Here is a 25,058-nt window from a genome sequence, read left to right on the forward strand (position 1 = left end):
ACGATATAAAGCTTTAAAACTTGTTGCCCTGGAGGATAATTCAATGCTACACCTACTCTACATTTTAGCTTTCACCGTCCTTGCATTCATAGCTGTGGGTAATTTAATTCGCAATCTGATCATGTTCAGTTTTGATAGAGAGCGGCCTTATCCAGCAAATTCCTCGTCAATGGGTAATCAAGGTGGCTATGGCTATTATGGGGCTAAAAGAAAGTCCGTACCCCATCCAGAATTGTTAGATAGCGCAGGTAATTTTATTAAAGAACCGCTGTTGGTAATGCGTTCAATTAATGTTGAAGATGCGCGGGAACAGTTGGATGCTCTTTATGAATCTTCTCCTGGTCAGAAAATTGATCGTCCAGAAGGAGCTTAATTTGTAATTGTTATAATTCGGGATTCTGTGGGGGTTTAGCAATGTGCTTTACCCCTTATTTTTGGGTTTATTTAATTAATAAAAAGATGATTGATGATTTATTTTATTTTGTCTGAAATGGCTATAGCTTGCGTGACGACGCAGGAGTCATACGCCTCCCGTAAGGGATACAGGATGTCCAGGATTAAAGGATTTACTGGATGGAAATTGACATTTTTTTAATTATTTTGAAAAATCACTAATCCCACCAATAAGCAATTACTACACCATCTCGCTGTTCCCAAAATGACTCACCTTCTAAACCACCTTCCAACCTCATCCGCAAATGGCGCTGAAGTCGCAAACCATACTCTTCATCTTCCATTTCCAAAGTTAAATCTTAATCCAAATTTATTTCCTGTGGTTCTGTTACCATTGCTAATCCTGCTAAAATTTGTCTAATTCTTTCTTTCGATAGCGTACCGATTTTTTCAGTTAATAAAGCTTTATCTACTGTAAAAATTTGCGATACATTTACCACACTTTGCCGATCAAGATTAGCTTCTCCTAACTCTAGTAAAACATTACCCATTGCCTTAGCTCGTCTCAAATTAGAAGTTAATGCACAAACTATTACCGTTCTGATTTGAGAACCGTTGAGCAAATCATTTTGGATCACCACATAAGGACGGATATAAGCTGGTTCTGATCCTATTGGTTCTCCCAAATCAATCCAATAAATATCACCTTGCTTAATTACCATTCTTTTTCTTTTAATTGTCCTTGATGGTGTCGCATTGCTGCTAACATGATTTGTTCTGATTCATCCAAACCATCTGCATAAGCTTCATTAACACTTTCTACTAATTGGCGCTGTTTTTGACGACGCAAAAATTCTGACATTGCTATAGCAAATAATTTACTGCGAGGAATCTTCATTGCATTTGCTAAAGCTGTTACTTCTTCATAAAGTGATTCTTCGATTGAAATAGCCGTTTTGATGCTTGTCATTGAGTTATACCTTTTTTCTGACTGAGGGTATAACTTAAATTTTACGCTATTTCTATCATTACCACAATCAATACCCAAAAGGTAGGGGTAAAGTGTATTGCTAAACCCCTAAAAACTTCATAAAGAATTAATAATAAAATGCCTACCCTACTGACTAACAAGGTCGATTCTCTCGTCCATGATAGATGCGTAAAATAATTACATCATCCTCAAGAATAACGTAGTGGATTATAAAGCCGTATTTACCAAAAGAAACTAAAAGTTTTCGTAATCCTGCTATTTCATCTACAATTGAACCGCGTCGTGGATTTTGTTGTAGACTTTCACCAGAAGAAACTATTGCTTGTACTGCGCGTGCTGCTGCATCAGGATTAATTGTTGATATAAAATCGTAATGACGATTTAAGTCATTAGTTGCTGTTTCTGTCCAAACTATCTCAGACATTAGCCTTATTGTTGATTTCCTAAACTATTTGCCCATTTTTTAACTTTCTCATGTTTGACTCCTGAACCTGTACGAAGATATTCTTCTAGAGCATATTTACTTTGCTCAATCATTTCTGTTTCAGTGAGAGGTTGAAAATTTAATTCTGTATCTATCTGACCATACTCAAGTGATTCTTCTACTAAATTTTCTTCTTTAGCTAATTCTGTGGCTAAAAATTGAATGGCTTTGATTTTTTCTTGATGAGATAATTTTTGCAGTGAGGGTAAAATTTCTGTTAATTTCATAGAAATATGGGTTAAAAGCTACTTACATTATACTGCGATACCTTCGGTGAGCTACCACTAACGCACACTCAGAACAGCAAAAAGGCGATGCCTGCGGCGAGCGAAGCTATCGCTTTCCCCCATCCTTCAAAAAAATCGCTATCTTATCATCCACAAATCATACCTAAAACGTAGGGGTTTAGCATTGCTAAACCCTTACAATAAATGTCTGAATCAGGATTTTGAGGATGAAAAGATTAACAGGATTGAGAATTTTTTCTGTCAGAATCAGGATTCTCAGGATTAAAGGATGAACAGGATGAAGAATGTTTTTTTCCTGATCCTGAAAATCCTCAAATCTTGTAAATCCTAATTCAGACAATATTTACGCTTCAATCACCACGCGAAGATTACCGCGTTTATTAGCAACCCGACAAGCGGTAGTGCTACCAGAACGCTCAAATTCTAAATCTAAGATTGTCCCACCAACACGCAAATTGTGAACCGATAAACGATTGATTGATTCTGGCAAAGCCGGGTCAATAATTCGCAAACAATTATTCTGCGCGTCAGGGACTAAATTAACTATCATTTGCAGTAGTTGGAAGATGCTACCTGTAGCCCAAGCTTGGGGAGAACAAGCAACTGGATACTGTACAGGAGTATTATCTCCGTTGAGTTCATACCCACAAAAAAGTTCTGGTGGACGTTGATAAGACTGATAACTGGTCATATTAAATAAACCTTGGAATAATTCCAAAGCTTGATCAATTAAACCAAGCGATCGCAATCCCATCGCAATCATGGCATTATCATGAGGCCACACAGAACCAGTATGATAACCCATCGGATTATAAGCCGGCGACAAACTGCTCAAAGTGCGAATACCCCAACCATTAAACATATCTGAGGCTCGCAACCTTTCTGCCACACTGTAGGCTTTTTCTGGTGTAAAAATGCCCAATTGCAGACAATGACCAGGATTAGAAGTAATACTATCTACTTTATTTCCTTCACCATCTAAAGCTAAAGCACAGTAATCTTGGTCTTCACTCCAAAAATCTTGATTAAAACGCACCTTCAGATTTCTGGCTTCTTCTTGCCAACGCTCTGCCAAATCCAGATGCTTTTTCATCTTAGCAATTTCTGCTAGGCTATTTTTCGCTGCATAAACATAAGCTTGCACCTCACACAAAGCAATAGAACCATTAGCCAACTCACCTTTGCGGTTCACAATACAATCACCGGAGTCTTTCCAACCTTGGTTAGTTAAACCACGTTTTGATTTACAGTGATAACTGAGATAGCCTGTTTCTTGGATATTCCGATCAATCCAATCCATTGCCGCTAAAGCATTAGGCCAAAGTTGATCTAGGGTTTCTTGGTCATGAGTCCAAGCGTAGTATTCAGCATAAAGCATCAACCACAGAGGAGTAGCATCAATTGTTCCGTAATAGGGAGTATGGGGAATTTCTTGACAACGTGCCATTTCCCCTAGGCGAATCTCGTGTAAAATCTTGCCCGGTTCCTCTTCCCGCCAATCATCCTCAATTTTACCCTGGTACGTAGCCAGCAGCATCAAGGTTTCTCTGGCAATTTGCGGATTTAACATCAAGGTTTGGGAAGCGGTAATAATCGAATCCCTACCAAACAGCGTCGAAAACCAAGGCACACCAGCAGAAACAGTTTTGTACTTGCCAAAAGACTGGCGTAACAAATACATATCCTCTTCAGCCCTTTCAACGACTCGATTGAAAAGACTTTTGTCTGAGCTAATACGTGTAATTTGTTGTACCCAATTTTGCTCCTCCATCAACTCAGCCGCTTTTGCCTGTGCCAAGGTGATAGCAGCATTCACCGTAGAACTAGACTGGTTGTTGATGAACATATTTACCCGGTAGCCCAGCTTTTGGGTTTCGTGAGCAGCCAACTCTAGCTGCCAAACTGCTGTGTACCCCTTAAAATGGTCTGGTTGACGATACTGGAATTGGATGCGGGATTCCATTACCGCACCATCTAAACCTTGATAAGCCAGAGTCAGAACTTCCTCTCGGTGTGCTTGAATAGATGGTGGTGCAATGCCATCACCTATTACTCCTGGCTGAGTCGGTTCTATGAGGCGTAAAAGTTTGCCCCGGTTTTCTCGGTTATAGCCCCGGACTTCAAATAAATCCACAAAATCCGCATCAAAACTGAGGCTGAGTTCAAAAGTGATGCTAGTGGTGCTGTAGTTGGCAACTTCTATTTCTTCAAATAGTGCGCCGTTGAGGACAATTTCCCGACGAATGCCTATAGTATCGGCTTTAAGGCGTTCTTCAATCTTGGGATTAGTACACAAAATTGAGAGCGCAAAACCCTTTTCAGCGGTGCTACTCAGTAAAACAGGCGATCGCCCGTCAATCTGCAACTCTAAGCGACTTAAAAACCGAGTATCACAGCAAAACATCCCCAAACTGGCATTTCCTTCATTGATGGAACAACCGGAAATGTTCCCCATTGTATCTGTCACCAAGAATAAATCATCATCTTTAACTGTCAGGGTTGGCTGAGGTTTTTCACTGACAACACAAGGCCATTCTGGAATCGGTAGCTGTTCGGCAGGAATAAACGTTTTTCCATCCAAGAAAATTCTTTCTGGGGTAATCAACATATCCGGTGTCATTAAGCAAAATTCCCTTACAGGACTAGATTTGGACTTTGGTCACTGGTCATTGGTGATTGGTGATTGGTGATTGGTCATTGGTGATTGGTCATTGGTGATTGGTCATTGGGAATAGGTAATTTAAGTTATTCTTCATTTTCCCCGCGTCCCCCCATCTCCCTATCTCCCCATCTCCCTATCTCCCTATCTCCCCATCTCCCCATCTCCCCATCCCCCATCCCCCCATCAATTTAACGGTTCTCGTTTGGAAGTCAAGGCTGGAAACTGGGTATTTTTGCTTGATTTATTCGTTGTTGAGCATTGAGAGATGCTAGACCTAGAAAATACGCAACCAGATGTTCAGTTAAATTTTTTTTAGTTTGGTTCAGTACCAATAATAGCCAAAATAACCAAGGTGTTTTTCGGTTACGGCGCTCGAAAATTGCCAAAGCTGTGGAAATCTACCTTTGAGTAGTATCCCATGCTGTGGTATTTTGGCTGTGTTTGCTGCAAAAGCTACAAATTGCCTTGGCTGGCGCTACCTGATAAGAAAGCTGTCCGTTGCTATATATTGGGCTTAGGAACATGGATCAATTTAGGGATTGGTAATGGGTATTGGGTAATAGGTAAGAGTTTTTTCAATGACCAATGACCAATGACCAATGACCAATGACCAATGACCAATGACCAATGACCAATGACCAATGACCAATGACCAATGACCAATGACCAATGACCAATGACCAGTTTTAATTTGTACAATGCATCTGTGACGTGGATCTTGTCTAGATTGGGCGTTTAACGATATTCATGAGCATTTCGACTTCCGTGCTGAGTGATTTGCTACAGTCACTACCCTACCTGCGGCCCCAGTTATATTTCAAGGCTTCACTAACGGCGCTCTCCCATGCAATGGAAGATCAGGTTTTGGCTGCCACCTTGAGCCAGCCCCTGATTATTGCTAGTTTCCAACGAGAGCGATTCTACCGCCAAGAAGCTCATCGCTATCAACGACTGTCTCAAAGAAGTAATCAAATATATGTATTATCGGCACCGGAAACGGAGTTTGCCCATAATTCGGAATACTATGAAAAAGTAGCTTTTGAGCCAGATGACGGTTTAAGTCAAGAGTGGCATTTGGTGGTCATCGCGGACAACTATGCTACCTGCTTGGTGTGCCGAGAAAGCGTTGGTTCTATCGCCAAAAATCAGCAGTTACCAGAAATTAGCCCTGGTTTAGATATCGACACAGCAAGAAGATTTGAGGGGATTTGGACATCGGAGCGGGGAGTAAGCCTCAAAGCCGCCCAATTGTTATTGAACAGAATTCTGGTTTACAGACCTGATTTGGTAGACAAAATTGAGGAGGCACGACAGAGGTTTGGTATTGGAGGGTCAATCAAGATATCAGGCGCAGAGCCACTGAACGAATATGCTTGTGATATCGATACTGACCCTTTTGTACAGCGTTTGGTGACTTACCTGCAAGCTAGTCAGTACAAACTGCACAAAGCCTACCGTTCCATAGCGGCACAAGCACGGAAAGAACGCTTGGTAAACTCGATTAGCACGGCGATTAGGCGATCGCTTGATCCGCACTCTGTTCTCGAAGTGGCTGCACAAGAATTGGGTCAACATCTCGAAGCTGGTCGTTGTCTAATTTACCGCGCTCAAACTACCGAAGCCCAAGCCATCATTGAGCATGAGTTTTTAAGTCCTGGTGTGGTTTCGGTGCGAGGACAAACTTGGGAGTTAGAGAGCAATCCTCTGTTTCAAGAACTGGCACAACAGGGTGAGGGCGTATGTGTTTCTGATACGCTGATTGACTATCGTGTTACCAGTTCTCCCAGACTTTCCTTGATTGTGAAAAAGTTGGCTATTCGTTCTTGGTTGATGGAACCTGTGTTCTCTCAAGGACGACTGTTGGGAATTGTGGAGTTACATTATTGTGATTTACCGCCCCATGAGTGGCAACCAGGAGAATTGGATTTGGTGAAAGCGATCGCAACTCAAGTAGGTGCAGCCCTGATTCAAGCCGAAGCTTTCGCTAATTTAGAAGAATTGAACAAGCAGCTAGAAGCCCTTGACCGCACCCGCAGCAACTTGATAGCCATCACAGGGCATGAACTCCGTACCCCCCTATCTACTATTCAAGTTTGTCTGGAAAGCCTCGCTAGTGAGCCGGATATGCCCCTAGAGTTGCAGCAGGTCATGCTCAGTACTGCTCTTTCTGACTCAGAACGGATGCGGAAATTAGTGCAAGATTTCCTCACTCTTTCTAATTTAGAAAGTGGTCGGGTGCAATGGCATCCCGAATCCCTGACTTTACAAGAATGTATAGATTTAGCCCTCAGCCGCTTGCGTACAAGGTCATCAACAGAAAAGATACCCCAAATTAAAACGCAAATTCCGAAAACTTTACCTTTGATTAGGGCTGACGGTGATTGGCTAGTGGAGGTAATAGCCAAACTGATAGACAATGCTTGTAAATTTACACCAGCCGAAGGAGAGATTCACATCAAAGCGGCTACTCGCAACCACAATCAAATGGTTGAGGTGACTGTAGCGGACACTGGACGAGGCATAGAACCTAACCGCCTAGAAATAGTCTTTGACCGATTTTATCAAGAAGAGGGAGCTTTGCGACGGACTGCGGGTGGTACCGGTCTGGGTTTAGCAATTTCTCGCCAAATAGTTGCTGGTTGGGGCGGCAAAATTTGGGCAGAGTCCACTGGTAAAGACCAAGGTAGTCAGTTCCACTTCACTATTCCCATTGTTCAGGGTAGTGCAGAGGAACAGCAGTCGTTTGTGAAGACAAAATAATTCAGGACTTACGCACAATGCTACCGAAAGCCTGATTCTTGCGTAGCGGTAATTCATGTAACTTGCTTCCAGAAGGGCATTACCGCTACTTTCATTATTTCAGATAAAAAAATCACAATACTATACTACAAATGGTTCATAGTTTAACTAAATATGGAACCCCTCTCCAAACCTCTCCCCGCTACGGGGAGAGGCTTTGAATTTGTTGTTTGTATTATCAAAAAATCCAGGTTTTAGCCGTTTTGAGTATAACAAACATCCTGTAAATCCTAAAATCCTGTAAATCCTGATATGGCTTGCGCCACGCTACGCTATCAGACAAATTTTCTGATAATTGCTTGTAAACAAACGTATAAAAGTATTTACAACCAAACAGCAGCATAGTAAAACCAGTAACACCCACACACAACTAAACTGGTGACACTACTGGCATGGAAGCACCCCAAGGTCAACAAGAAATCAGCAGTCAACAATTCATAATCCCAGCAATCGAACCTGGCACAGAAGCAGGAACCCCAGAACCTGAAAAACCCTTTGCCGAGTTTCAGAGTGCAGTAAGGGCAGTAGCCATATCACCCCACGGACGGAGACGCATTGCCGTGGGTTTAGAAGATGGCACAATAGAAATTTGGGATGTGCTAACTGGACAAAAGTGGTTAAGCTGCAAAGGTCATACAGAACCTGTCAGGTCACTAGGCTTTAGTCCCGACGGGAGTATGGTTGCCAGTGGCAGTCATGACCAAACAGTGCGGTTGTGGGATGTCTATACAGGAGAAGCCATAGGTCAAACATTCTCAGGTCATACAAGTTATGTTAACTCAGTAGCCTTTAGTCCCGATGGCAGTAAGGTTGTCAGTGGCAGTTGGGATAACACAGTACGGTTGTGGGATGTCCATACAGGAGAAATTATCGGTCAACCATTCTCAGGTCACACATATTCTGTTAATTCAGTAGCCTTTAGTCCCGACGGGAGTATGGTTGTCAGTGGCAGTAGAGACAACACATTACGGTTGTGGGATATCAATACAGGAGAAGCTATAGGTCAACCATTCTCAGGTCATACAGAACCTGTCAGGTCAGTAGCCTTTAGTCCCGACGGCAATACGGTGGTTAGTGGTAGTGAAGACCACACAGTGCGGTTATGGGATGTCAATACAGGAGAAGCTATAGGTCAATCTTTCTCTGGTCATACAGATCCTATAAACTCAGTAGCCTTCAGTTCCGACGGCAAAACCGTTGTCAGTGGCAGTGAAGATAACACAGTGCGGTTGTGGAATGTGAATACAGGAGAAGCGATCGCTCAACCTTTCTCTGGTCATATAAATTCTGTCACCTCAGTAGCCTTCAGTGCTGATGGGAGTATAGTTGTCAGTGGCAGTAGGGACAAAACAGTGTGGTTATGGGATGTCATCACAGGCAAAGCGATCGCTCAACCATTCTCTGGTCATACAAGTTCTGTCAGGTCAATAGCCTTTAGTCCCGATGGGAGTATGGTTGTTAGTGGCAGTGAAGATAACACAGTGCGGTTGTGGGATGTCAATACAGGAGAAGCTATAGGTCAATTATTCTCTGGTCATACAAGTTCTGTCATGTCAGTAGCCTTTAGTCCCGACGGGAGTATGGTTGTCAGTGGCAGTAGAGACAACACATTACGGTTGTGGGATGTCAATACAGGAGAAGCTATAGGTCAATTATTCTCTGGTCATACAAGTTCTGTTAGGTCAGTAGCCTTTAGTCCCGACGGGAGTATGGTTGTCAGTAGCAGTAGAGACAACACAATGCGGTTATGGGATGCCCGTACAGGAGAAACTATAGGTCAACCATTCTCTGGTCATACAAGTTCTGTCAGGTCAGTAGCCTTTAGTCCCGACGGGAGTATGGTTGTCAGTGGCAGTTGCGACAATACAATGCGGTTATGGGATGCCCGTACAGGAGAAGCCATCGGTCAACCATTCTCAGGTCATACAGAACCTATCACCTCAGTAACCTTTAGTCCAGACGGGAGTACGGTTGTCAGTGGCAGTAGTGACAAGACAGTGCGGTTGTGGGATGTCAGTACAGGACAAGCCATCGGTCAACCATTTTCTGGTCATACCAATGGTGTCAGGTCAGTAGCCTTTAGTCCCGATGGTAGTACGGTTGTCAGTGGCAGTTATGACAAGACAGTACGGTTGTGGGATATTTCCGACCCCCAGCGCAAGCGCCAAATAGAAATAGGAAAACAAGAAAAGGTTTATTCTGTCGCTTTTGACCCACTGGGAGACTACATTATCAGTGCTGGTGAAGATGGTATCAAGGTTTGGCGTTGGCAAAGATTTAATATTCGTCGTGTTCCCCAGGCTTTCCGCAATGACCAACCCAGCGGTGAAGACTCTCTAGATGTGGCTAAGGAACTGCAATCTTTAGCTGATGTATTAATGTTGCGGAGTCTTGAACCTCCTTTAGCGGTGGCAATTTTAGGTAGTTGGGGTAGCGGAAAATCTTTTGGAATGCACCTCATCGAAAAACAAATTACTAAAATTCGCTGTCAACAAATAACTGCAAAACAAACATGGGGTGATGTGGGAGATGAACCAAATCTTTCTCCTTATGTTGGTCATGTTTACCAAATCAAATTTAATGCCTGGAGTTATGCTAAATCTGACCTGTGGGCAAGTTTAATGCAGACTATTTTTGATCAACTTGACCGTCAATTAACTTTAGAAAAGCAGTTAAGAGAAGTTGGAAAAGTTTCTGATTTAGCAGGAGGTGAGATTTGGAGTGTTCTCAATCAGATGAATGACAGTGAGAGAAAGACAATATTAGAAGACAAATTGAGTGAAGAAGTATTTGCTGAGTTAAAAGAAAAAAATGCTGATGGTAATGCCCTTTGGGATATTCTCAGTGAAGTGAGACAAGAGGAACAGGAGAAGTTAAAACGCACGGAAGAAGAATTACAACGATTAGAAGCAGAACTAAAAACTAAAAATCAAGAACTTGAGCGCGAATTTAAACAAAAAATTGCAGAGGTTGAGAGGGAAGTTGACAAAGACAAAGAAATTATAGAAAGGAAAGTAAATCAAGAATTTGAAAATACATCTATAGTCATTGTCTTTTTAACTCAACTCAAAGAACTGAGTAAAGATGACTTTGGTGATTTTATTTGCAAAGATTTTCTCAATTCCTATGGATTTGAAAATCGGGAAGATTTAGAAACACAAATCCCGATTGTTAAAGATTTAGATCAATTAGAAAAATCTAATCTAATTGATCAAGTTGAAAATTTAATTAAAAATAAAGATAGCACAATAGAGGATATTATTAAAAAGTCCGGGAGGATCAAGAATTATGTAGAAGAACAACCTAGTAAAATAGTTGGTTTTATCGAATTTATTAAAAAAGATAAAAAAATAGTATTCATATTTGTAGCCGCAACGTCTTTACCATTTATATTTTATTCAATCATAGTTTATATTTTACCTACTGTCTTACCATTTATTAAACAAATAAGTTCAGCTTTAAAATTTTGGTTGACGACAATTTCCACAATTCCCGCTATAGGGATTGGAGTTGAAATATATAAGAAGTTACGAGTTTTTCAAGCTAAAACTAGCAGATTATTCCAAGTAGCAAAAGAAAGCGTAAAACAGGAGAAACAGAAACTAGCTGCTGAGAAAGATAAGAAAATTCAAGCTAAAATTGAAGAGAAAGATTTTGAACAACAGAAAAACCAAGTTTATCAAGAAAAGGAAGCAGCTAAACAAGCACTAACTACAGAACAGCAGGAAATTGAAAAACTCCAAGCACAGGTAGAACGACAAAAACAACTTGTTGGTTTAACTGCTCAATATACATCTTTAGTAGATTTTGTTAACAACCGTTTAGAAGAAGATTCTTATCAAAAAATGCTCGGTTTAATGCACCAAATTCAAGATGATTTGGCAGATTTATCTGAACATTTAACCTATCAGCCAGGAAAAACCCATCCTGAAAAACTCAAAGTTCTTAAAGAATATTTCCCCAGGGGACCGGCAAGAATAGTTTTATATATAGATGATTTAGATCGTTGTCCTCCTAAGAAAGTTGTAGAAGTTTTAGAAGCTGTGCAATTATTGTTAAATACGAATATTTTTATCATTGTCTTAGCAATAGACGACCGTTATATTGGTCGTGCTTTAGAACACAATTATAGAGGAGTTTTAAAACGTGGTGGTACTCCTTCTGGTGTTGACTATTTGGAGAAAATTATCCAAATTCCCTACAGAATGCGGCCTATTAGTAAAAATGTGACAGTTAGTTATTTAAAATCTTTGGTAGATATTGAAGAAGAGTCTAAAAAAGACAGTCAAAACATCTCTAATTCCCAGCAATTAACTGATGAAAATCCGTTTTTCCAACAAACTACAGGAGAAGATAGTATCCCTTTACAACAACTAAATTATGAAAGTAGCTTTTTAACAGAATTACCAGAAAATTTAGAGCAAGATGAATTTGAACAAATACCTGTTGATAGTGATGAACAAACAGAGGATGATTTTCATTTACCAGTATATACTCCCACTAAAAATCCAGGTGTTAAAGGGATTTCTGAACCAAAAACTCAAGAAGATAATTCAAAAGAGAAGAATAGAAAAATACAACATTCTGCAAATACAGACCCTTTAGTTACACGTGAAAGATTTACTGCTGAAGAGTTCGCATGGATATCAGAATCTTGTCAGCACGTTGATTTAACTCCCAGAACTGCAAAGCGACTAATTAATATTTGCAAAATCATTAAAATTATCTGGACTCCAGTACTTCATGATACAACATGGAAACAAGAACCGAAACAAGAATACAAGCAAACATTAATTGCATTTTTAGCTTTAGCTGGTCGATATCCCAAGGAAATAAGAAAAATATTGGAAGAGATTTATTTGGAATTTGAAGAAGAAGATGCAAATACGGTAATAATTGAAAAAGATGATTTGCTGAATCGCTTACAAAAACAAGATGGATATATGGATAGCCATAATCAAAGGGAGTGGAAGAAGTTTAAAAATGATTTCCAAAAAATGTCACCCCAGGACAAGTTTTATTTTGAAACTAGAACCTTAAATTTAGCAATATCCTTCTGTTTTGTGGGAGATATTGGTTATGATCCTGATGATCATTATAATCGTGAATATAGATTTGAAGATAAGAAGAAAGATTATGATTTTTATAGAGATAATGTTTAAAAGCTTATTTGATTTTTGTTGGTATAGCTTGCGCTGGGAATTAACAAAATGTAGCTTTTGTAAAGATTTTTAAAGTTATGTAATGTAATGTAAATTCTAGATTGATTCTCAAAAATTGTTCTATTGTGCGTTTACCTAACATTCTGAAGCCTTTGGCCAGACTCAATCACTAAAAACTGTTACAGTCTATGACGCGATCGCAATATTAGCTCAATTACGATGTTAGTATGCCCTAAAAACGTTGAGAGACAACCTCTTATGGCAGACACTCTTACTGGTAAAACTCCACTTTTCGGTGGCAGCACTGGCGGATTGCTGAAAAAAGCACAAGAAGAAGAAAAGTACGCTATCACCTGGACTAGCCCTAAAGAGCAAGTTTTTGAAATGCCTACAGGTGGCGCTGCCACAATGGTTAAAGGCGAAAACCTGCTTTATATCGCTCGGAAAGAGTATGGTATCGCTTTGGGCGGCCAACTCCGGAAATTCAAAATCACAGACTACAAAATTTACCGGATTCTTCCCAGCGGTGAAACCACTTTCATTCACCCAGCTGATGGTGTGTTCCCAGAAAAAGTGAATGCTGGTCGTGATAAAGTGCGCTTTGTACCCCGCAGAATTGGTCAAAACCCCAGTCCTGCACAACTGAAGTTCAGTGGTAAAGCTACTTACGATGCATAGTACCGCAGGGCGGAATTAAAAATTAACAATTAAAAATTAAAAAAGCAGACTCAACAAGCTGTTCACGAATTTTTAATTGTTGGTTGATTTACGCCGTTGTGAATTAATCGTTAAGTAGTGGTTAATGGGTAATGGGGAAAAAGAAAAACTTTTACCAATTACCCATTGCCAATAACTCGTTCGTAATTGTTAATTTTTAAGTTTTAATTGTTAATTGTTAATTTTTAATTATTTATGATTTTCCCCGATTTCCACCAATTTACAGAACTAGCTAAACAAGGTAATTTTGTCCCTGTATATCAGGAATGGGTAGCTGACTTAGATACTCCTGTTTCTGCTTGGTATAAAGTATGTGCGGATCAACCTTATAGCTTTTTATTAGAATCGGTGGAAGGTGGAGAAAAAATAGGGCGTTATAGTTTATTGGGTTGTGATCCTCTGTGGATTTTGGAAGCCAGAGGTGATAAAACTACTCAAACACATCGAGATGGTTCTGAGCAAGTTTTTACCGGCGATCCTTTTACAGTTTTAGCTGAATGTTTAGCACCCTATCACCCAGTAAAATTACCAGAATTACCTTCAGGAATTGGCGGTTTATTTGGGTTTTGGGGTTATGAATTAATTAATTGGATTGAACCGCGTGTACCAATTCATCCCCAAGATAGCCGTAATATACCAGATGGATTGTGGATGCAGGTAGACCACCTGTTGGTTTTTGACCAGGTAAAGCGGAAAATTTGGGCGATCGCATATTCGGATTTACGTGACCCAAATGTTAATTTAGAGGTAGCCTATCAACAGGCGGGCGATCGCATTCAGGAAATGGTCAGCAAGCTATCTTTACCCTTATCGCCACAAAATACCCAATTAGCTTGGACAGCCCCTGGAAACAAGCCCAAAGCAGGAATAGAGGAATACACCAGCAACTTTACCCGTCCAGAATTTTGCGCCAGTGTTGAAAAAGCTAAAGAATATATCAAAGCTGGTGATATCTTCCAAGTCGTAATTTCTCAACGCTTATCCACAGAATATACAGGGAATCCCTTCGCCCTTTATCGTTCTTTACGCCAAATCAATCCTTCACCTTACATGGCGTATTTTAACTTTAAGGATTGGCAAATTATCGGTTCTAGTCCGGAAGTCATGGTGAAAGCAGAATGCGACCCTGATGGGGGTATAATCGCCACAGTCCGCCCCATTGCTGGGACAAGACCAAGAGGGAAGACAACCCAAGAAGATGCGGCTTTCGCTGAAGATTTACTTCAAGACCCCAAAGAAGTTGCTGAACACGTCATGTTAGTTGATTTAGGACGCAATGATTTAGGGCGTGTGTGCGAAAGCGGTAGTGTTAAAGTTGATGAATTAATGGTAGTGGAACGCTATTCCCATGTCATGCACATTGTCAGTAATGTGGTGGGTAAATTAGCAAATGACAAAACAGCCTGGGATTTACTTAAAGCCAGTTTCCCAGCCGGTACAGTTAGCGGTGCGCCGAAAATCAGGGCGATGGAAATCATCAACGAATTAGAACCAAGTCGCCGGGGTGTGTATTCAGGTGTGTATGGCTATTATGATTTTGAAGGACAATTAAATAGTGCGATCGCTATTCGGACAATGGTACTGCATAATCATACCGTGACAGTTCAAGCTGGTGCCGGTTTAGTCGCTGATTCAGAACCAGAGAAGGAATACGAGGAAACGCTGAATAAAGCTAGAGGGTTATTAGAAGCAATTCGTTGTTTGCGATAAACTTTAACCCATTGAATCCCCGCAGGAGAATAGAGATATGAGTATTGTTATCACAGATGAAGTCTTGCAGACAATCCAAATGTCTGACAAAGAATTAATTCAAGAAATAGCAATTTTGCTCTTTGAACAAGAACGTTTTACTTTAGGGCAAGCAAGTCATTTTGTAGGAATGAATCAACTCGAGTTTCAGCGATTACTTGCTAGTCGAAAAATTCCCATTCACTATGATATTGCTGAATTCAGGGAGGATATAAAGAGTTTGGAAGCTAATAATTGGCGATGATTATTATTAGCAATACATCACCTATCAGTAACCTCGCTGCGATTGGACAGTTAACTTTGTTGCAGCAACTCTATGGGAATATAATCATTCCACCGACAGTCTATCAGGAAATTCTTGCTTCTGGTAGTACAGATCCAGGTACACTAGCACTTCAAACTCTCGATTGGATTCAAGTTATATCAGTTAGAAATATTGTCCTAGTTCAGACTCTACAAACAATTTTAGATCCAGGTGAAGCGGAAGCGATAGCTCTTGCTCTGGAGTTAAATGCTGATAGACTGATTATTGATGAACGAAAAGGTAGAAATGAGGCAATAAGGTCTGGTTTACAGGTCACTGGACTCTTAGGTGTTGTACTAGCTGCTAGACAACAAGGGTTTATTCCACTAGTACAACCGATATTAGATGATTTGATTGCTAATGGCTTCTGGATTCGTGAACAGTTGTATGCAGAAGTTTTAATAGTTGCAGGAGAATAGCACCGTCACAGTCCAAGCCGGTGCCGGTTTGGTAGCTGATTCAGAACCAGAAAAAGAATACGAGGAAACGCTGAATAAAGCTAGAAGGTTATTAGAAGCGATTCGTTCTTTGCGGTGAACTCTATTTCCTACGAAGAAGGGAAATTAAAATCAATACTGGAGCTAAACTATGATACCAGCTATTAGTAGACCTTCAACGTTACTTGGTCAGATTAAAGTTGAAAAAGTAGATAAATTCAATTTATTTAAATTTAATGATGAACTCCAGAAGCGAATGGAAGAACTTTTGGATAGAAAAAAAGCTGATTTGCTGACTTCAGAGGAAGTTATAGAATTGGAAGCTATTGGAGAATTAGACAGAATTTTCACTCACATCAATGCGATGTTAGTAGCTCAAGTATGACTATTGACGATATTACCAGGGAATTAGTGCGTAAACGGGCAAAATATCTATGTGAGTATTGTCACTCTCCAGAGCGCATTTCTACAACTCGATTCACCTTAGATCATGTAATACCTAAATCTTTGGGTGGTGCTGATGATATTGATAATTTAGCTTTAGCTTGTCGTCGGTGCAATGAACGCCGCTACAAATTTTTAGCAGGAATTGACCCAAAAACACAAGCCATTACCCCTTTATTTAATCCCCTTCAACAAAAATGGTCAGATCATTTTGTCTGGAGTGCTGACGGTAAAACCATTTTAGGAATAACTCCCACAGGTAGAGCTACTTGTAAGCGACTTGATCTTAATGATGAGCGATATACAGAAGATGATTCTATCCGCAGTGCGCGAGGTTTTTGGGTAAAAGCTGCTTTACATCCACCTGATGAAGATCCGTGTCAAGCGTTAGAGTCCTAGAGATGGTTTTTATTTCAAAATAATTAACAAAAATATGAAAGAAAGAAGTATATTTAATGACATGAATTTCTTGTGAAATAATATAAATCTCTGTTTAGGTAAAATTTTGGAATTTGGGCGGGGTGAAATTTGATTTCAGACAAACAACGAGAATTACTAGAAAGTTTTATAGTTGACAATGAAGATTTAGAAGAACTAGAAAAAAAACTAGCTGAGTTCAATATTTTTGAAGCTATTGGTGTAGTAAGACAAGAAATTAGGCATTCAAATTTTTTAGCATTTCTTTTAGATCCATCTCAAACCCATAGACTTCGTGATGTCTTTCTGAAGCAATTTCTGAAGCGCGTGCTTTTAGAAAAGGATAACCCTATAGATACAATTCGTCATGCTGATATAGATATAGCTGATTTGACAGATGCGGAAGTTAGTCGTGAGAAGCACTATATTGATATTCTCATACATTCACCACGGCATAAATTAGTATGTGTTATAGAAAATAAAATTTATTCTGGAGAACATTCAAATCAACTAAAAAAATACGAAGATACTATTAACAGACACTATAAGGGGTGTCAAGCAATTTTTATTTATTTAACCCCGGAAGGAAGTCCACCATCTGAACCAAATTGGAGAATTTACAACTACTATAAAGTGGTTGAAATAATTGATAGTATTTGTATAAGTCATAAATCTACTCTTGGTGCAGATATTTACACATTCATGAGACATTATTCTACATTAATTAGGAGACATATTGTGAGTGATTCAGAAATTGCAGAACTTTGCCGCGAAATTTATTTTAAGCATAAGCAAGCTCTTGATTTAATATTTGAACATCGTCCAGATTTACAATCAAAAATATTATCTGAGAAAATTGATAAATTAGTAAAGGAATTACTAAAACCATATATTGACTCTCAGAAAATATTTGTAGATTATTACCCAGGAAGTATAGACTTTGGTCCTAGAGACTGGGAAAATAAGTTCCCTAAGTGTTCTATTTATTTTAAATTCGACTATCGTTATGATGATGTTAAAGTTATACTCCAAATTGGACCAATCAACAACAATCAAAATGTTCGCAATAATATATTTGAATTAGCACACAATCCAAAGTATTCAAAACTTTTTAAACCAACAAAAAAGCAGATAAATAAAGACAGAATAACTATTTATAATCTGCAAATTTTAAGAAAAAGCAATTATGAAGATGTGGATATTGAGGATATAAGAAAAGAAATTCTGGATTTTTGGAATGATTTTATTGAAAATGACTTTGTATCTATAGAGAAGATAATCAGTGAAAATATAGAGATGATTTTGAATGATAATTGAATAGTGCGATAGCGTTCGCGTAGCGTCTCGTAGAGAAGCGCTCCGAAGGAATCGCAATTCGGACGATGGTACTGCATAATCATACCGTCACAGTCCAAGCAGGAGCCGGTTTGGTAGCTGATTCAGAACCAGAAAAGGAATACGAGGAAACACTGAATAAAGCCAGAGGATTATTAGAAGCAATTCGTTGTTTGCGGTGAATTTCATAAAAAAGTAGAGACAAAAAATTTTTCTGTCTCCACACCACAAGTGCCAAATATAATAAATCAACGCCAACAGCAACTAGTTATGTTTAGTGAAAATTGGCGCTGTGCCGAATCAAATTCATAAACTCCTCACGAGTCCGACCATCTTCTGCAAACACGCCACGCATGGCACTAGTCACAGTCCAAGAACCAGGTTTCTGCACACCCCTCATTACCATACACATATGAGTTGCTTCTATAACTACAGCAACTCCTTGGGGTTTGAGTAACCCTTGCAGTGCGTCAGCAATTTGCACTGTGAGACGTTCCTGCACTTGCAACCGTCGTGCATACATTTCACAAATGCGCGCAATTTTAGATAATCCTATCACCTTACCATTGGGAATATAGGCTACATGAGCGCGACCAATAATCGGTAGGATATGATGCTCACAGGAACTGAAAATATCAATGTCCCGAATTAATACCATTTCATTGGCATCTTCTTTGAAAACTGCTCCATTGAGGAGTTCATCTAAAGATTCATCATATCCCTTGGTGAGAAACTGCAAAGCTTTTACAACTCGTTTAGGAGTGTCTTTTAACCCTTCACGATCAGGATTTTCTCCTAATCCAATCAGCAAAGTACGTACAGCCTGAACCATTTCTGCTTCTGTGACAGTTGGCTGTTGCTGAGTAGATATAGATGATACTAATTGAGCAACAGAATTTATATCGGGACTAATCGATAGAGTCATTTGCTATGTTTGAGCGGTATAAGTTATGAACTGATTAACGGCAGATTAGCAAACACTTCACTTTTGTTTGAAACTTACAAAGTGAATGATTATTAACATATCTTAATCATAACAGACATTCATTAAGTTTTGTGTAAATTTCCTGAGTATTCAACTTTCTGCCAATAAAAACCACCTGATTTTTAGGTGAAGTTTGCCATTCATCAGCGTGTAAGTTGTAACGGGGTCCACTCAGTTGAAAAATATGGCGCAACTCACTATCACTAAACCATAAAATGCCCTTAGCTCGAAATACATCTTGCGGCATTTCTTCAGTCAGAAAATTCTCAAATTTATGCACATCAAATGGTCTATCACTTTGGAAAGAAATCGAAATAAAACCATCATTCTCTAAATGATGAGAGTGATGATGATGATGTTCATGTTCATGATGATGAGTATCTTTATCATCAATAGCAATATACTCATCTATAGGAGTTAAATCAACATCTAAAATAAGCGGTAACGCAACTTCTCCATATTTAGTATGCAGAATTCTCGCAGAATCTTTCAAATCATGGATGAAATTTTCTACTTCTTGCAGTTTTTCTGAAGGAACAAGATCTGTTTTATTCAGAAGAATAATATCTCCATAGGTGATCTGTTTTAAAGCAGCTTCACTTTGAAAATGTTCTTCATTAAATGTTTCCGCATCTACTACTGTCAGAATCGAGTCAATTTTTGTTAAATCTCTCAATTCCGTACCCAAAAAAGTTAAAATAATTGGTAGTGGGTCAGCGACACCAGTAGTTTCAATAACCAGATAATCAATGCGTTCTTCTCGTTCTAAAACCCGATAAACAGCATCAACTAAACCATCATTTATTGTGCAGCATATACAGCCATTGCTGAGTTCTACCATATCTTGGTCTACAGAAACTAGCAATTGGCTATCAATATTAATATCACCAAATTCATTTACAAGTACCGCAACTTTTAAATCTTGTTTATTCTTGAGAATTTGATTTAAAAGCGTAGTTTTACCAGTTCCTAAAAATCCCGTAATGATAGTTACAGGCATTCCCAGCTTGGGAATATCAATGCTTGGGTTTGAAGTTTGTTGTGTGAGAGTGGTCATATTTAAACCTCGTTAATGAAAATTCTGGAATTTTGTTTGAAATTAGTCAAACAAGCAGGTTTAAGCTGTGTTGGGACTAGGTTAATGAACTGACCATATGAAATTAAAACGAGAATCGTTATCAATATAGCGCAAAAAAGTCTGAATGTGACAACTTGGCTGAAAAAACTCAATTTTTGGAAAAATACAAGACATCGACAGAATTTAAATATCTGTTCAAATGTGTGTAATTAATTCTGTCGGAGTACTTACCAATCCCCAATCACAACAGCATCAAAGCCACTTCTTTTGCAAAATAAGTCAAAATTAAATCAGCACCAGCCCGTTTCATACTGGTTAAAGTTTCTAAAATCACCTTTTTCTCATCAATCCAGCCATTTTTAGCCGCCGCTTTAATCATGGCGTATTCACCACTAACGTTGTATGCTGCCACTGGTAAATTGGTCGCTGCTTTTACTTGACATACTATGTCTAGATATGCTAATGCTGGTTTGACCATGACAATATCTGCACCTTCAGCAATATCTAATTCCACCTCTTTTAAAGCTTCTTTGCTATTAGCTGCGTCCATTTGATAGGTCTTTTTGTCGCCAAATTTTGGGGCTGAATCTAAAGCGTCCCGGAATGGGCCATAATAGGCGGAAGCGTATTTTGCGGAGTACGCCAAAATACTTACATTTATATAACCTTCAGTATCTAAAGCTTTGCGAATTGCCCCGATTCTACCATCCATCATGTCAGAAGGGGCAACAAAATCAGTTCCCGCTGCGGCTTGGGAAAGTGCCATTTTTACTAACACTTCTACGGTGGGGTCATTCAAAATAGTACCGTTTTCATCGACTAAACCATCATGACCATGAGTAGTAAAAGGGTCAAGGGCAACATCGGTAATAACGATGATTTCGGGAACGGCTTTTTTAATGGCTTTGACAGTTTCTTGTACTAAGCCTTTTGGGTTGTAGCTTTCTGTACCTGTGTCGTCTTTTTGGTCTTCTGGGATAACTGGGAAAAGTGCAACAGCATTAATTCCCAACTCAAATACTTCTGCTATTTCTTTAATTAACAAATCTAGAGAATAGCGATAACACCCCGGCATAGATGGGATTTCTACCTTCTGTTTTTCTCCTTCCATGACAAACATGGGATATATCAGATCATCTACAGTTAAAATCGTTTCCCGCACCATTTTTCGTAGGGTTTCAGTGCGACGCAAACGACGGGGACGCTGGAATAGGTGTGATGAATCTACGGGTGACATTAAATTTTATTTAAAATGATAATCGTTATTATACTCTAATTCAACACAGATGCAAGTTGGGTTGAGGAATGAAACCTTTAATATCGCCATAGGCTTAGTGTTAACTCTGAAACTGTTTGTAAAAGTTTTAACTAACCACATGATGTCTATGATATTGCCTAATCATACCGTCACAGTCCAAGTCGGTGCAGGTTTAGTCGCTGATTCAGATCCAGAAAAGGAGTACGAGGAAACACTAAATAAAGCCAGATGATTGTTAGAAGCAATTCGTTGTTTGCGTTAAATTAAGTATATAGGACTCCTATTTGATTTTTGTTGGCGTAGCGCGCTGATAAATTACGTACACAAAAAGACGAGTAAGGAATATGAATACAACACCCTCTAAAAGCGAAACCGATGAAATACTCAAGTGGTTGAACCGTAACCGCCAAATGTTATTAGATTTATATAAAAATCAATATGTTGCTTATAATGCCAATGGGATAATTGCACATAGCGAAAACTTACGCGAAGTTTTAGAATTAGCGAGTGCTGCAAAACAAACGTTTTTAATTTATTTAGTTCCCCGTCGCACTGCTTCTATAGAAATTTTACCAATTCGCTTTCGCACCGTTGCCCGTCATGATTGGCAACCAAATTATAGTGTTAATTTAAAGCACAGAGATATAGAATTTTCTACAACAATGTTAGTAGATTCTGGTGCTGAATTGAGTTTAATTTCCTTGAAAGTAGGTCAAGATTTAGGCTATGCTTTAGCTGATGCAGAATCAACTTTATTGGCAGAAACTATAGGTGGCAGAGTTGAGTATGTTTTACGTAATGTAGAAATGACAATTGATGGACATAATGTTATTGCTCCTGTAGCATGGTTACAAACCAATACAGGTGGAGAACAATTACTGTTAGGGAGAGAAGTTGTATTTGATAAATTCAATATTGAATTTAGGCAAGCTGAGGAGAAAATTATTTTTGCATGGCGTGAAGATTTGCAGCCATAAACATTGTCTGATAGCGTAGCGTGGCGCAAGTCATATCAGACAGTAAATTACTGATTATCTCTCCAATTTTCTAAAGAAAAATTAATTACAGTTTTGATTCTGATAAAATCAGTATCAGCCGAAACTAACGTTAATTGATTACGAACTACTATTGCTGTTATCCAAAGGTCATTTTCATCAAAACCTAATTGAGTGATTTTAGTCGTTTGACGTTTAGTTTTTTGCTTTGATCCAAATTTGTTAATTAATCCTGCTTTTATTTGTCCATAAATTTTAGCAGTTACATCATCTACATAATAAACTCGAATATCTGCGAGAAATTGCTCAATACGAGTTAAATTTTCTTCTTTATAACTAGAATTTTCTGCCATATAAGTTAGCTCACCTACTGTGATAATAGTAGTAGCTATATTCGTTTCTCCAACTTCCTGTATATAATCAAGAACCGTCTGATTTTTCAGAAAAATTAAACTACAATGATTAGTGTCTAAAAGATACATCACTCAAAAGGATTAATACGATTATTAATTTTCACTTTACCTCTGGTTTCAGAGACTAACTCCAGACATTCTTCTAAGTCGTCCCCTACCCATGTACCAGCATGACGTAAAATTGAACCTCCTGAAGCTGGCCTATAGTTAGTTTTTTCTGATAAATTTGTTTCTTGTTTATATTTAATAAATTCGACAAATTCATCAATAACTTTTAAATTTTCTGGTAAAATCGTTAATAAATTTTGTTCGATTTTTTGTCTTAATTCAAGAGAGTTCATAATTTTGACCACCTAATTGCAATTAATATGTTTTAATTTTATAAATATTGATTTTTGATAATGATAAAATTATAGCATAAATTCGGGGTACTGAAAACTCTATTCCAAAAATCATTAAATCAAAATTGTCTGAATCAGGATATCCAGGATTTAAGGATTGACAGGATGTATTTCAGATTTACTACTTGACTAATTGTTTAATCTCCTGCTTTATCTCCTGACGTTTATTCTCAATTTGAGTTAATATCTCATGTTTGGACTGGTCAAAACTTCTCAACTCTTGCTGATTATTTTCAATATCATTTAATTCCTCATCATAGAAAATTATAGCTTCTTCAATGTTTAATTCATACTTTTCTACCATTTCTTCGGCTACCTTTCTGAACTCTTCTCTTACCTGGTTTCTAGCATTACGTAGCTGACGTTGATTTTCTTGATAATCGTATTCTTCTTTTGCTGTCATAGCTGCATCAAATAAGACACCAGCACCAGCAATAAATGGTCCGAAACCTTTAATGAATTTAGCACCATTCACAGCACCCCAAGGTTTAAATTTAAAACCCAGAAATTTTCCTATATTATAAACTAAATCTCTGGATACTTTGGATGATAATTTTCCCAGTTCTTGCAGGATTTTACCACCTTGTTTTTCTAATATTGATTTTCCAAATTTATCAGCAATATTTGGATCGTTAATTCTTTTATCATCTACTAAATTAATAGTTATTTCCCTATCAATAGTTTTACCTAATGGAGAGTTTTGTAATTCTTCTAATTTATCTTGAAGAGTTGTTAATTCTTCTTCTAAAGCAACTTGAATTTTTACTATTATCTTCTCTGACAAAGTGGTAATTTCTTTTGTGACTTTTTCTAGTTCTCTCTTAATCTCTTCCTCAGTATGGTGTCCATCAATCATACTAGCTATTTTTTCACCTAGCATGATCACTTCATGTTTAAGTTTAGCTAATTCAGAACAATAAGCGTTTCTCGCTCTAGTTTGAGATGCTTTTATTATGCCTTTTTTGCGTCGTAATATCTCCAATAAATCACGGGTTATTTTATCACCTGTACTTAAAAAGTTTAGTGATTTCTCCAGTGTATCAACAGCACGATGTAAAGGAGTAACTAATTTAGCGGAAAGTTCATTTTTTTGAATTAGCTTTTGCAGAGAATCAAGAAAATCATTAAAGTTAGATTTAGTTTGTAAAGATTGCTGATATTTGATATATTTAGGGTCTTGAGATTTGAGGTAGGAATCAGCATCAATAAAACAGGTGTAGAATTGTTGAGGATAATATGGTTCTATAACTTGTGTAATTGTTGATAATAAATCTTGGGGACTTCCTGATTCACGACTCATTTTATTAACTACTAGCACCATTTGGCCAACTCTTTGCATTTGGTTAGCTACGGTTTGGAAAAATGCTGCACCTTGGGGGTTAAATAATTCATTGGGAACGACAAACACCAATAAATCACATTTAGAAATTCTTTCTAGGGTAATATCATCATGTTCTGTATTACCTGCATAAATTCCTGGTGTATCTAATAGTAATACATCTTGCCAAGCATATTCTGTAACCTTATCAGTACATATTTCTGCACTAATTCTCACGCTTTCATCTCCAGTTAATGCTTTAATTAAGGTGGATTTACCAGCATTGTACTGTCCAATAAAAGCAATAGATAGTTGTTTCTGTTGTTGATATTCTTGCCAAAAATTTTGAAAATCATCAACTAATTTTTTAACTTCATCTTCTGTCCGAATTTCTAAAATATCTATTGTTTCTTGGCAAAGTTGGTTAACTTTCTGGGATTTAGCATTAAATTGAAAACTTGACATTGT

The 25,058-nt window shown here is 38.3% G+C and carries 24 protein-coding genes and 3 pseudogenes; 14 read left to right on the plus strand and 13 right to left on the minus strand.

The annotated features are described in order from the left end of the window. Nucleotides 1-43: 43 nt before the first annotated feature. Nucleotides 44-373 (plus strand): DUF2973 domain-containing protein, encoded by a 330-nt coding sequence (locus tag H6G68_RS00860; RefSeq protein WP_190904925.1) that lies wholly within the window; start codon nt 44-46, stop codon nt 371-373. Between the two features lie 238 nt (nt 374-611). Here the strand turns inward: H6G68_RS00860 and H6G68_RS27525 are convergent, their stop codons facing one another. From H6G68_RS27525 to H6G68_RS00890, 7 genes are all read right to left on the minus strand, one after another. After that, the gene (locus tag H6G68_RS27525) at nt 612-743 is read right to left on the minus strand and encodes a hypothetical protein (protein ID WP_277925331.1); all 132 of its coding nucleotides are present in this window, start codon (nt 741-743) and stop codon (nt 612-614) included. Nucleotides 744-752: 9 nt separating this feature from the next. Beyond that, a complete protein-coding gene (locus H6G68_RS00865) occupies nt 753-1,115 on the minus strand; it encodes a type II toxin-antitoxin system PemK/MazF family toxin (RefSeq protein ID WP_190904926.1) in 363 nt (120 codons plus the stop codon). Further along, a complete protein-coding gene (locus H6G68_RS00870) occupies nt 1,109-1,363 on the minus strand; it encodes a ribbon-helix-helix domain-containing protein (protein ID WP_190904927.1) in 255 nt (84 codons plus the stop codon). The genes H6G68_RS00865 and H6G68_RS00870 overlap by 7 nt, the downstream gene beginning before the upstream one ends. A gap of 154 nt (nt 1,364-1,517) precedes the next feature. Next, nucleotides 1,518-1,808, minus strand: coding sequence for a type II toxin-antitoxin system RelE/ParE family toxin (locus H6G68_RS00875; protein WP_190904928.1), 291 nt, complete (start codon nt 1,806-1,808; stop codon nt 1,518-1,520). Nucleotides 1,809-1,813: 5 nt separating this feature from the next. Next, complete coding sequence (locus H6G68_RS00880) at nt 1,814-2,095, minus strand: hypothetical protein (protein WP_190904929.1); 282 nt, start codon at nt 2,093-2,095, stop codon at nt 1,814-1,816. A 364-nt stretch (nt 2,096-2,459) separates the two neighbouring features. Then, nucleotides 2,460-4,736 (minus strand): amylo-alpha-1,6-glucosidase, encoded by a 2,277-nt coding sequence (locus tag H6G68_RS00885; RefSeq protein ID WP_190904930.1) that lies wholly within the window; start codon nt 4,734-4,736, stop codon nt 2,460-2,462. A 543-nt stretch (nt 4,737-5,279) separates the two neighbouring features. Next, nucleotides 5,280-5,477 (minus strand): hypothetical protein, encoded by a 198-nt coding sequence (locus H6G68_RS00890; protein WP_190905108.1) that lies wholly within the window; start codon nt 5,475-5,477, stop codon nt 5,280-5,282. A 48-nt stretch (nt 5,478-5,525) separates the two neighbouring features. Here H6G68_RS00890 and H6G68_RS00895 point away from each other — a divergent pair, with 48 nt between their 5' ends. The 11 genes and pseudogenes from H6G68_RS00895 to H6G68_RS00945 form a co-directional block, all read left to right on the plus strand. After that, nucleotides 5,526-7,538, plus strand: a complete 2,013-nt coding sequence (locus H6G68_RS00895; RefSeq protein ID WP_190904931.1) for a DICT sensory domain-containing protein — start codon at nt 5,526-5,528, stop codon at nt 7,536-7,538. Nucleotides 7,539-7,969: 431 nt separating this feature from the next. After that, a complete protein-coding gene (locus H6G68_RS00900; RefSeq protein ID WP_190904932.1) occupies nt 7,970-12,739 on the plus strand; it encodes a WD40 domain-containing protein in 4,770 nt (1,589 codons plus the stop codon). Between the two features lie 258 nt (nt 12,740-12,997). Further along, the gene (locus H6G68_RS00905) at nt 12,998-13,417 is read left to right on the plus strand and encodes a photosystem I reaction center subunit II PsaD (RefSeq protein WP_071191642.1); all 420 of its coding nucleotides are present in this window, start codon (nt 12,998-13,000) and stop codon (nt 13,415-13,417) included. A gap of 234 nt (nt 13,418-13,651) precedes the next feature. Next, nucleotides 13,652-15,166: an anthranilate synthase component I gene (gene trpE / locus H6G68_RS00910; RefSeq protein WP_190904933.1), complete on the plus strand. Its 1,515-nt coding sequence runs from the start codon at nt 13,652-13,654 to the stop codon at nt 15,164-15,166. Between the two features lie 37 nt (nt 15,167-15,203). Then, on the plus strand, nt 15,204-15,449 hold the full coding sequence (locus tag H6G68_RS00915; protein ID WP_190904934.1) for a UPF0175 family protein: 246 nt from the start codon (nt 15,204-15,206) through the stop codon (nt 15,447-15,449). Then, entirely contained in the window at nt 15,446-15,928 is a 483-nt protein-coding gene (locus H6G68_RS00920; RefSeq protein WP_190904935.1) for a PIN domain-containing protein, read from the plus strand. Before H6G68_RS00915 ends, H6G68_RS00920 begins: the two co-directional genes overlap by 4 nt. Then, nucleotides 15,924-16,046 (plus strand): annotated as a pseudogene (locus H6G68_RS00925) (chorismate-binding protein); the annotation flags it as partial. The gene H6G68_RS00920 and the pseudogene H6G68_RS00925, both read left to right, overlap by 5 nt. A 51-nt stretch (nt 16,047-16,097) precedes the next feature. Continuing rightward, nucleotides 16,098-16,331, plus strand: coding sequence for a hypothetical protein (locus tag H6G68_RS00930; protein ID WP_190904936.1), 234 nt, complete (start codon nt 16,098-16,100; stop codon nt 16,329-16,331). Then, nucleotides 16,328-16,789, plus strand: coding sequence for an HNH endonuclease (locus tag H6G68_RS00935; RefSeq protein WP_190904937.1), 462 nt, complete (start codon nt 16,328-16,330; stop codon nt 16,787-16,789). The genes H6G68_RS00930 and H6G68_RS00935 overlap by 4 nt, the downstream gene beginning before the upstream one ends. Nucleotides 16,790-16,918: 129 nt before the next feature. Next, the gene (locus tag H6G68_RS00940) at nt 16,919-18,124 is read left to right on the plus strand and encodes a PDDEXK-like family protein (RefSeq protein ID WP_190904938.1); all 1,206 of its coding nucleotides are present in this window, start codon (nt 16,919-16,921) and stop codon (nt 18,122-18,124) included. 41 nt (nt 18,125-18,165) lie between these two features. Further along, a pseudogene (locus H6G68_RS00945) lies at nt 18,166-18,324 on the plus strand (chorismate-binding protein); the annotation flags it as partial. 92 nt (nt 18,325-18,416) lie between these two features. Here the strand turns inward: H6G68_RS00945 and folE are convergent. From folE to hemB, 3 genes are all read right to left on the minus strand, one after another. Next, entirely contained in the window at nt 18,417-19,067 is a 651-nt protein-coding gene (gene folE / locus H6G68_RS00950) for a GTP cyclohydrolase I FolE (protein WP_190904939.1), read from the minus strand. A 106-nt stretch (nt 19,068-19,173) separates the two neighbouring features. Beyond that, nucleotides 19,174-20,184: a CobW family GTP-binding protein gene (locus H6G68_RS00955; RefSeq protein ID WP_190904940.1), complete on the minus strand. Its 1,011-nt coding sequence runs from the start codon at nt 20,182-20,184 to the stop codon at nt 19,174-19,176. A 262-nt stretch (nt 20,185-20,446) separates the two neighbouring features. After that, nucleotides 20,447-21,442, minus strand: a complete 996-nt coding sequence (hemB, locus tag H6G68_RS00960; protein ID WP_190904941.1) for a porphobilinogen synthase — start codon at nt 21,440-21,442, stop codon at nt 20,447-20,449. Between the two features lie 154 nt (nt 21,443-21,596). Here hemB and H6G68_RS27840 point away from each other — a divergent pair. Next, nucleotides 21,597-21,695: pseudogene (locus H6G68_RS27840) on the plus strand (chorismate-binding protein); the annotation flags it as partial. A gap of 112 nt (nt 21,696-21,807) precedes the next feature. Then, nucleotides 21,808-22,440, plus strand: a complete 633-nt coding sequence (locus H6G68_RS00970; RefSeq protein ID WP_190904942.1) for a retropepsin-like domain-containing protein — start codon at nt 21,808-21,810, stop codon at nt 22,438-22,440. 47 nt (nt 22,441-22,487) lie between these two features. On the opposite strand, the gene H6G68_RS00975 is transcribed toward H6G68_RS00970, so the two are convergent. The 3 genes from H6G68_RS00975 to H6G68_RS00985 form a co-directional block, all read right to left on the minus strand. After that, complete coding sequence (locus H6G68_RS00975; protein ID WP_190904943.1) at nt 22,488-22,940, minus strand: type II toxin-antitoxin system VapC family toxin; 453 nt, start codon at nt 22,938-22,940, stop codon at nt 22,488-22,490. Further along, entirely contained in the window at nt 22,940-23,212 is a 273-nt protein-coding gene (locus H6G68_RS00980; RefSeq protein WP_190904944.1) for a hypothetical protein, read from the minus strand. Before H6G68_RS00980 ends, H6G68_RS00975 begins: the two co-directional genes overlap by 1 nt. Before the next feature lie 181 nt (nt 23,213-23,393). Then, on the minus strand, nt 23,394-25,055 hold the full coding sequence (locus H6G68_RS00985) for a GTPase (protein WP_190904945.1): 1,662 nt from the start codon (nt 25,053-25,055) through the stop codon (nt 23,394-23,396). Between the last annotated feature and the right edge of the window lie 3 nt (nt 25,056-25,058).

Origin of the sequence: Anabaena catenula FACHB-362 (assembly GCF_014698735.1) — a bacterium.
Taxonomy (GTDB): Bacteria; Cyanobacteriota; Cyanobacteriia; order Cyanobacteriales; family Nostocaceae; genus Anabaena; species Anabaena variabilis_A.